This is a genomic window from Microcoleus sp. Pol12B4, from assembly GCF_036701385.1.
Classification (GTDB): Bacteria; Cyanobacteriota; Cyanobacteriia; order Cyanobacteriales; family Microcoleaceae; genus Microcoleus.
In genome coordinates this window covers 1-6958 of sequence record NZ_JAUBQR010000286.1, presented here as the reverse complement: position 1 = coordinate 6958, position 6958 = coordinate 1, and the positions used below count along the sequence as shown (strand labels likewise).

At 44.9% G+C, this 6958-nt stretch carries 6 protein-coding genes; 5 read left to right on the top strand and 1 reads right to left on the bottom strand.

The annotated features are described in order from the left end of the window. Nucleotides 1-1223: UbiD family decarboxylase (locus QUA38_RS26325; protein ID WP_333167120.1), on the bottom strand; the 1223-nt coding region annotated here is incomplete at its 3' end. 110 nt (nucleotides 1224-1333) lie between these two features. Here QUA38_RS26325 and QUA38_RS26320 point away from each other — a divergent pair. From QUA38_RS26320 to pstB, 5 genes are all read left to right on the top strand, one after another. After that, nucleotides 1334-2482, top strand: coding sequence for an NYN domain-containing protein (locus tag QUA38_RS26320; protein ID WP_333167118.1), 1149 nt, complete (start codon nucleotides 1334-1336; stop codon nucleotides 2480-2482). A gap of 247 nt (nucleotides 2483-2729) precedes the next feature. Beyond that, nucleotides 2730-3758, top strand: a complete 1029-nt coding sequence (gene pstS / locus QUA38_RS26315) for a phosphate ABC transporter substrate-binding protein PstS (RefSeq protein WP_333167116.1) — start codon at nucleotides 2730-2732, stop codon at nucleotides 3756-3758. Nucleotides 3759-3960: 202 nt separating this feature from the next. After that, the gene (gene pstC, locus QUA38_RS26310; protein ID WP_333167114.1) at nucleotides 3961-4962 is read left to right on the top strand and encodes a phosphate ABC transporter permease subunit PstC; all 1002 of its coding nucleotides are present in this window, start codon (nucleotides 3961-3963) and stop codon (nucleotides 4960-4962) included. 75 nt (nucleotides 4963-5037) lie between these two features. Beyond that, complete coding sequence (gene pstA / locus QUA38_RS26305) at nucleotides 5038-6018, top strand: phosphate ABC transporter permease PstA (protein WP_333167112.1); 981 nt, start codon at nucleotides 5038-5040, stop codon at nucleotides 6016-6018. Nucleotides 6019-6074: 56 nt separating this feature from the next. Next, on the top strand, nucleotides 6075-6926 hold the full coding sequence (pstB, locus tag QUA38_RS26300; RefSeq protein WP_333099409.1) for a phosphate ABC transporter ATP-binding protein PstB: 852 nt from the start codon (nucleotides 6075-6077) through the stop codon (nucleotides 6924-6926). Nucleotides 6927-6958: the final 32 nt, after the last annotated feature.

Sequence of the window (6958 nt, the reverse complement as noted above, 5' to 3'; positions counted from 1 at the left end):
ACTACTTGACGCGGGTCGCGAATGTTGATACTTTTATCGACAACAATCACAAACTTAGTGTAAGTAAACTGCGGTAATGCACTCCAAAATGCTAAAGCAGCCCTGCGCGCTTGACCGGGATATGCTTTATCAATCGAGATAATTGCGGCTTTATAACTCAGGGCTTCCATCGGTAAGAAGAAATCGACAATTTCCGATACTTGCTGCCGCAAAATAGGCGTATAAATACGGTTAAGCGCGATCGCCATCATTGCTTCTTCTTTCGGCGGCCGCCCGCTAAAGGTGGTTAGATAAATCGGGTCTTTGCGGTGCGTCATGCAGTGGAACCGCACCAACGGCGAATCTTCCACGCCGCCGTAATAACCCATGTGATCGCCGAAGGGCCCGTCGGGCAGAACTTCCCCCGGCGTAATAGTTCCTTCTAACACAATTTCCGAGTCCGCCGGTACTTCCAAATCTACGGTTTTGCACTTGGCCAATTGCACGCCGGAACCGCCGTAAAGTCCGGCAAATAACCATTCGGATAAATCTACAGGAATTGGCGTTGCTGCGGCGAGAATAATCAGGGGATCGACTCCAAGGGCGATCGCAACTTCCAACTTTTTACCAGCCTGCGCCGCTTTCCGCAAGTGTCGCGCCCCGCCCCGCACCGATAACCAGTGAACAGTCATCGTGTTTTTTGACTGCAACTGCAACCGATAAACCCCCACATTCGGCGTCCCCGTTTCGCAATCTTTGGTAATTACCAAACCCAGGGTGATAATTTTGCCCGCATCTCCCGAATAAGGGCGAATCATCGGGATTTTGTTCAAATCCACCCCTTCTCCCTCAAATACCACTTGCTGACAAGCTGGGAAAAAGTCGCGGCCGGGTTTGGCTTTCACTACGTCAAACAGCACTTTGCCGAATTCTATCGCTTGGGAAATCTTTTTCGGCGGTTTTGGCTGTTGCAGCATACCCAGTTTTTTGCCGAGCTCTTCTAGTTCGATCGGCTTTTCCATGTTCATCGCCCAGCAAACGCGCTCTTCCGTACCCAACAGGTTAATGGCGACGGGGAATTCTGCCCCTTTGACGTTTTCAAACAGCAGTCCAGGGCCGCCTTTTTGCAGCATTTGGTTGGAAATTTCGGCAATTTCGAGGTCGGAATCGACTAAAGCGCTAATCCGGCGCAGTTGTCCCCGTTCTTCGAGTAGTTTTAGGAATCCCCGCAAGTCTCTAGCCATTTTTTTTAAGAATTGTTAACGTTCTTTTGTTATTATGAGCCGATCGACTGCCACAAGTTAAACTGCGATGATAAGTTAATCAAAAATCCCCGATACTCGTTCGATAGATTGTGAAAAATCCCCGACGATCGCCTGAGCGATTTCGTAAAAACGGTCGTTCTCGCAGCCAACAGTTTTATCCGCGTCAACCTAACGGCCAACAATTGTTTGAGGCTTTGCTAAGGCCGTCTAGCAGCAGGTGCGGGGAAGGTGCGATTCCCGACAAAAGCTCAGAGTGCGATCGGGGTCTAGCTATTTTGCTCCTAGACGCAGAAAACTTGAAACTTGACGTTAATGCTGAAAAATTTTTAGCCAGTTTGTCTGGCTATCCCCTACAAGTTAAAATTGCTTTTGCTAACTGGAAAAAGCCTACTACGGGCAAGCTGGATGCTGAACTTTACGAGCGCGGTTACGAACTGATTCACGTTCCGGGTGGTGCTAATAGTGCTGACGGTAAAATGATTGCTTTTGGCGCTGCTATTTTATACCGCTATCGGGATGTAAAACAAGTTTTTGTCTGTTCTTCGGACGGTTTGTTAAATCACCTTTGCAATCAGTTGCAAAATCAGGGATTGACTGTGTTTCGGGTGCGACGGCAAAATGCTGTTTTGTCTGCAGAAAATCTTCTAACTGGTGATACTAATCACTATTCTTGCAAAAGGGAACAGGAAGTCCCTAGTTTTGAAGAATTGGCTAATCAAATTGGTGAGTTCTTGAAGGCTGAACACAAATCTATTGATGAGCGGATAGCTAGATTTTCTAGTGTGGCTGAGCTTTTTCAAGATCGTCGTACTATTGTTTTCCCTTCTACAACTTCCCCTGCCACAGCAGTGTCGGAATCAGGAGAAAACGAAGTGACACCGGTGGCTGAAGTATCTTTGGCTTCTGTTGTTGTCAATCAAAATTTGCCAGAAATAATTCCCGATCTCAATTCAAATCCTATTGAGTCGCTGGATGTTTTAAAATATATACTTGTGCAAATAATTGAAACTGCAAAAGTTGAGTTAAAAGAGGATTATATTCCTGTGGCAATAATTAAGAAAAAATTTTTTGCCAAATATCAGTTTCATGCTGATTTAATTGTCAAACAATTGTTGGGGAATAATTCCAGTCTAATCAAATTATTCCAGTCTGAATCGGCGGATTTTAAAGTAATATTAATCGGTAGCGAACATCTAGTGGCCATCATCCCAAAGATTGAAAGTTCAGAAGAAGGATAAGAATTATCAATTGGCGATCGCACAGTCAGCTCTCTGACTTATTTAAGAAATCAGGTTTCCTAGTCTTGGGTATGAAAATTTAATCTATTATTAACCAAAATTTAAGACAAGCTTATTGTTTTATTATTTAATCTATTATTAACCAAAATTTAAAACAAGCTTATTCTTTTTATTCCCTTTCCTTGCGGATTTCAGTCTATCCTATGGAGGAGATTTGCAAAGCCGGTTATTAAGGGAGAGGAGGAATATGAATTTTTTCACAGGACGTTGGCGACGTAGTTTTATAGTGACACTAGCAGCAGCAGCATTTTCGCTGACTTTGATTAGTTCCGCTGTAGCTGCTGTAACCCTAAATGGTACGGGAGCAACTTTCCCTAAACCTCTTTACGATCGCTACTTCTCTCAGATGAGAAGTGCAAATCAAATTACTGTAAACTACGAAGGAACTGGCAGCGGTGCTGGCATCAAAGCATTCATTGGAGGCAATGTTGATTTCGCAGGCAGCGACGCGCTGATGACTGCTGCACAAATAGCTGAGGTAAAGCGCGGCGTTATGGCGGTTCCGACTGCTGGCGGTGCTGTTGCAGTTGTTTACAACTTGCCCGGAGTGACCAATCTCAGGCTAAATAAGGATGCCATGAACGGCATCTTTGAAGGCAAGATTACTCGCTGGAATGATGCGAAAATAGCCGGAATTTCTGGACAAGCTAAAGGCTTGCCAAATACTGCGATTCGAGTAGCTGTACGGGCAGACAGCAGCGGTACTAGCTTTATTTTTGCTAATCACTTGCAGGCAACTGGTAGCACCATCAAAGCTGCCGCTCAGCCGAATTGGCCAGACAACGCTGTCAGGGGTCCAGGAAACCCCGGCGTAGCTGCTTTGGTGAAGAATACAGCGGGTGCGATCGGCTACGTTCAAGATACTTTTGCTCGGCAAAACAATCTCCAAACAGCATTTATTCAAAATAAAGCTGGCCGGTTTGTAGAGCCTAGCTTGGCTGAAGCAGAGAAAGCTTTAGCAGGGGAAACATTCCCCGCAGACTTCCGCTTAGTAGAAGGCAATCCTAACGACGGTTATCCGATTGTTGGTTTGACTTGGCTGTTAATCTACAAACAGTATCCTGCTGCGAAAGCAGAGGCTATTAAAAAGATGGTTAATTGGGTGATGACTACAGGTCAAGGTATCAACAAACAGCTAGAGTTTACTCAGATTCCTTCCGCTACAGCTCAAAAGGTGGTTCAAGCAGTTAATCAGACTGTGATTGCCAGAGGTTAATTCCGGCGATCGCACGGGGTTATGAGTTGACGAGTTAAATCGATGACTCAAAATTCATAAATTATCAGGTTAATGTGCACTAAATTTACTGTGTAAGGTACGCATTGCGTACCTTACAAACTAGGTTCGCAGCGCGCAACCAGCCCATTATAATTCCTCGTCCTTTAAGCAAATATTTCACTTTGCACGCACTAATTTCGGTATGACTAATATTTCAAAAAAACGGAATAGATTGACTCGGCAACCGACAGAAATAAACACAGAAGTAGATTTGACAGATACTGCTGGTGAAGGTCTATGGATGGAGTCAGGATTTACAGTATTTGTATGGGGGTTTGCCCTAGCGACAGCGGGTACTTTGTTTTGGATGAGTGCGGTAATTTTTAAAGATGCTTGGCCTGCTATTAGCGAATTTGGACTCTCATTCTTGTGGAATCCCAAGTGGGATATCGGCGAGTTGCAGTTTGGGGCTTTGCCGTTTATTTACGGTACTGTAATTAGTTCTGCGATCGGCATAATCATCGCACTTCCTTTAGGGCTGTCAGTAGCTATAGTGACTAGCGAGAACTTCTTACCCGTTTGGGTGCGATCGCCCTTGGGATTCATGGTTGAATTAATCTCGGCTATTCCCAGCGTGATAGTTGGGCTGTGGGGAATCTTTGTTTTGATTCCCTTTTTGTTGCCATTGCAGCAGTCATTGTTCGATAAATTCAGTTGGTTTCCCCTGTTCAGCAGCGAACCTTTAGGCCCCGGAATGCTGCCGGCCGGAATACTGTTATCAATTATGATTTTGCCCACAGTAGCCGCCATCAGTCGCGATGTATTGATGTCAGTTCCAGTAGATTTGCGAAGTGCTTCCATGTCCCTCGGCGCCACCCGCTGGGAAACAATATTCAAGCTGTTATTACCAGCAGCTAGTTCGGGGATTATCGGCGCCACCATATTAGCATTGGGACGCGCATTAGGCGAAACAATGGCAGTCACAATGGTAATTGGCAACTCGATTCAAATTAACCCATCCCTGCTGGCTCCCAGCTACTCGATTCCTGCTGTTTTGGCAAGTCAATTTCGCGAAGCTATCGAACCGCTGCACACCGGCGCTTTGATGTATTTAGCCTTAATTTTATTTGTCATCACTTTGTTGGTAAATGCGATCGCAGTATTGTTAGTTCAGCTAATTGGGGCCAAGGGAGCTAAAACTTAAAATCATCGAAAGCAATTTTATCACAAGCCGCGTCGCCTGGTTTGTCCGCTGGTTCAATCTAAAATCTCAAATCGCATGACTCAAGCACAAAATTCAAACAGTATTCTGGATGCAGAAATCAACAACCCCCTGTCGCTAAGTCGAACTTTTTTCAGCCGGGGAATGACAGTTATCGCTTTCGCTCTGACAGCTCTAGCCCTACTCCCTTTGTTTGCTATTTTATACAAAATCCTGGGGGAAGGACTCACACATTTAAGCTGGGAAGTGCTAGTATCTCTACCAGCACCCGTCGGAGTTGAAGACCAGCCCAACGGCTTTGCAAATGCGATTATCGGCACTGCTTTAATGGTAGGAATTGCGACATTAATCAGCGTACCCATAGGCGTAATGACGGGAATATTTTTGTCTGAGTTTGGTAGAGAAAACAAAGCGATAGCCAATAGTATTCGGTTTATCACGGTCATTCTCAGCAGCGTTCCCTCGATCGTAGTTGGCGTTTTTTCCTACGCCCTAATTGTCGTTACCACCAAAGCATTTTCATCCTTAGCAGGCGGTTTTGCCCTCGCCGTCATCATGCTTCCAGTGGTTGCTCTGACAACAGAACAAGCATTAAAATTAGTGCCTACTTCTTACCGCCTCGCTTCTGCTGGTTTGGGAGGCGGACGCTTTCAAACTATTTTTCGGATTATTATACCCTCAGCACTTCCAACTATTACCACAGGTATTTTACTCGCTGCTTCCCGCGCCGCCGGCGAAACCGCACCGCTGATTGTAACAGCATTGTCGAGTCAATTCTGGCCTCCTTTAGTTGATAAATTGGGCGAGATAATGCAGTCTCCCATAGGTGCAGAAACTATTTCAAAACTCAAAGAAATTCCCGAAACACTGCTGACTCCGACTCCTTCTATGTCGGTATTAATATATAGCTACGCCAGCTCTCCTTACAAGGAGCAGAACGAATTGGCGTGGACTGCTGCCTCGGTCCTTTTGGGCATGGTTTTGATCGCTAGCGTCGCATCCCGTACAGTAACTCGGAAACGCTTGCAAAACCGATAACTCAATAACTAAAGTGCATCTCTCAGTCAAATATTAACAATATAACCAGCCAAATAATGAAACCTAAAGCTAATTTGAACTCCGAAAACTATACAGCTCAATTCCTAGATGATGCCACCCCGGAAATAGACCCCAATGCAATGCCAGCACTGCGGATTCAGGACTTGAGCTTTTATTACGGAACTCATAAAGTCTTAGAAAATTTATCGATGAATATCCCTCACCCGCAAATTACGGCGATTATTGGTCCTTCAGGTTGCGGCAAATCTACCTTTCTCAAAGCTCTCAACCGGATTGGTGAATTGGAGGGAAAAGTTCAAATTAAAGGAAGAGTAGAGTTTTTTGGACAGGATATTTACAGCCCAAAAGTAAACATTAATAGTTTGCGCCGCCAAATTGGGATGGTGTTTCAAAGACCAAATCCTTTTCCGCTGAGCATATACGATAATATTGCTTACGGGGTGAGAATTTTTGGTCGCAAAAGCAAAGCAGAATTAGATGAAATTGTAGAATCTGCACTTAAAAGTGCGGCGCTTTGGAATGAAGTTAAAGACGATTTGAAGAAATCCGCTCAGGGGATTTCGGGGGGACAGCAGCAGCGGCTTTGTATTGCTCGCGCTTTGGCAGTAAAGCCAAAAATTTTGCTAATGGATGAACCTTGTTCTGCTCTAGATCCGATTTCAACGATGAAGATTGAGGAATTATTTCAGACTCTGCGCCAGCAGTTAACTGTTGTGATTGTGACGCACAATATGCAGCAGGCAGCTCGTGTTTCTGATTACACTGCATTTTTTAATACTGATGAAAGTCGCATCGGCCGGCTGGTGGAATTTGGACCGACAAGTAAGATTTTTACTTCTGCCGGCAATTCGAGTACGAGAGATTACATTCAAGGCCGTTTCGGTTAATACTTACATCTTGAACCTCTTTCAGAACAGGC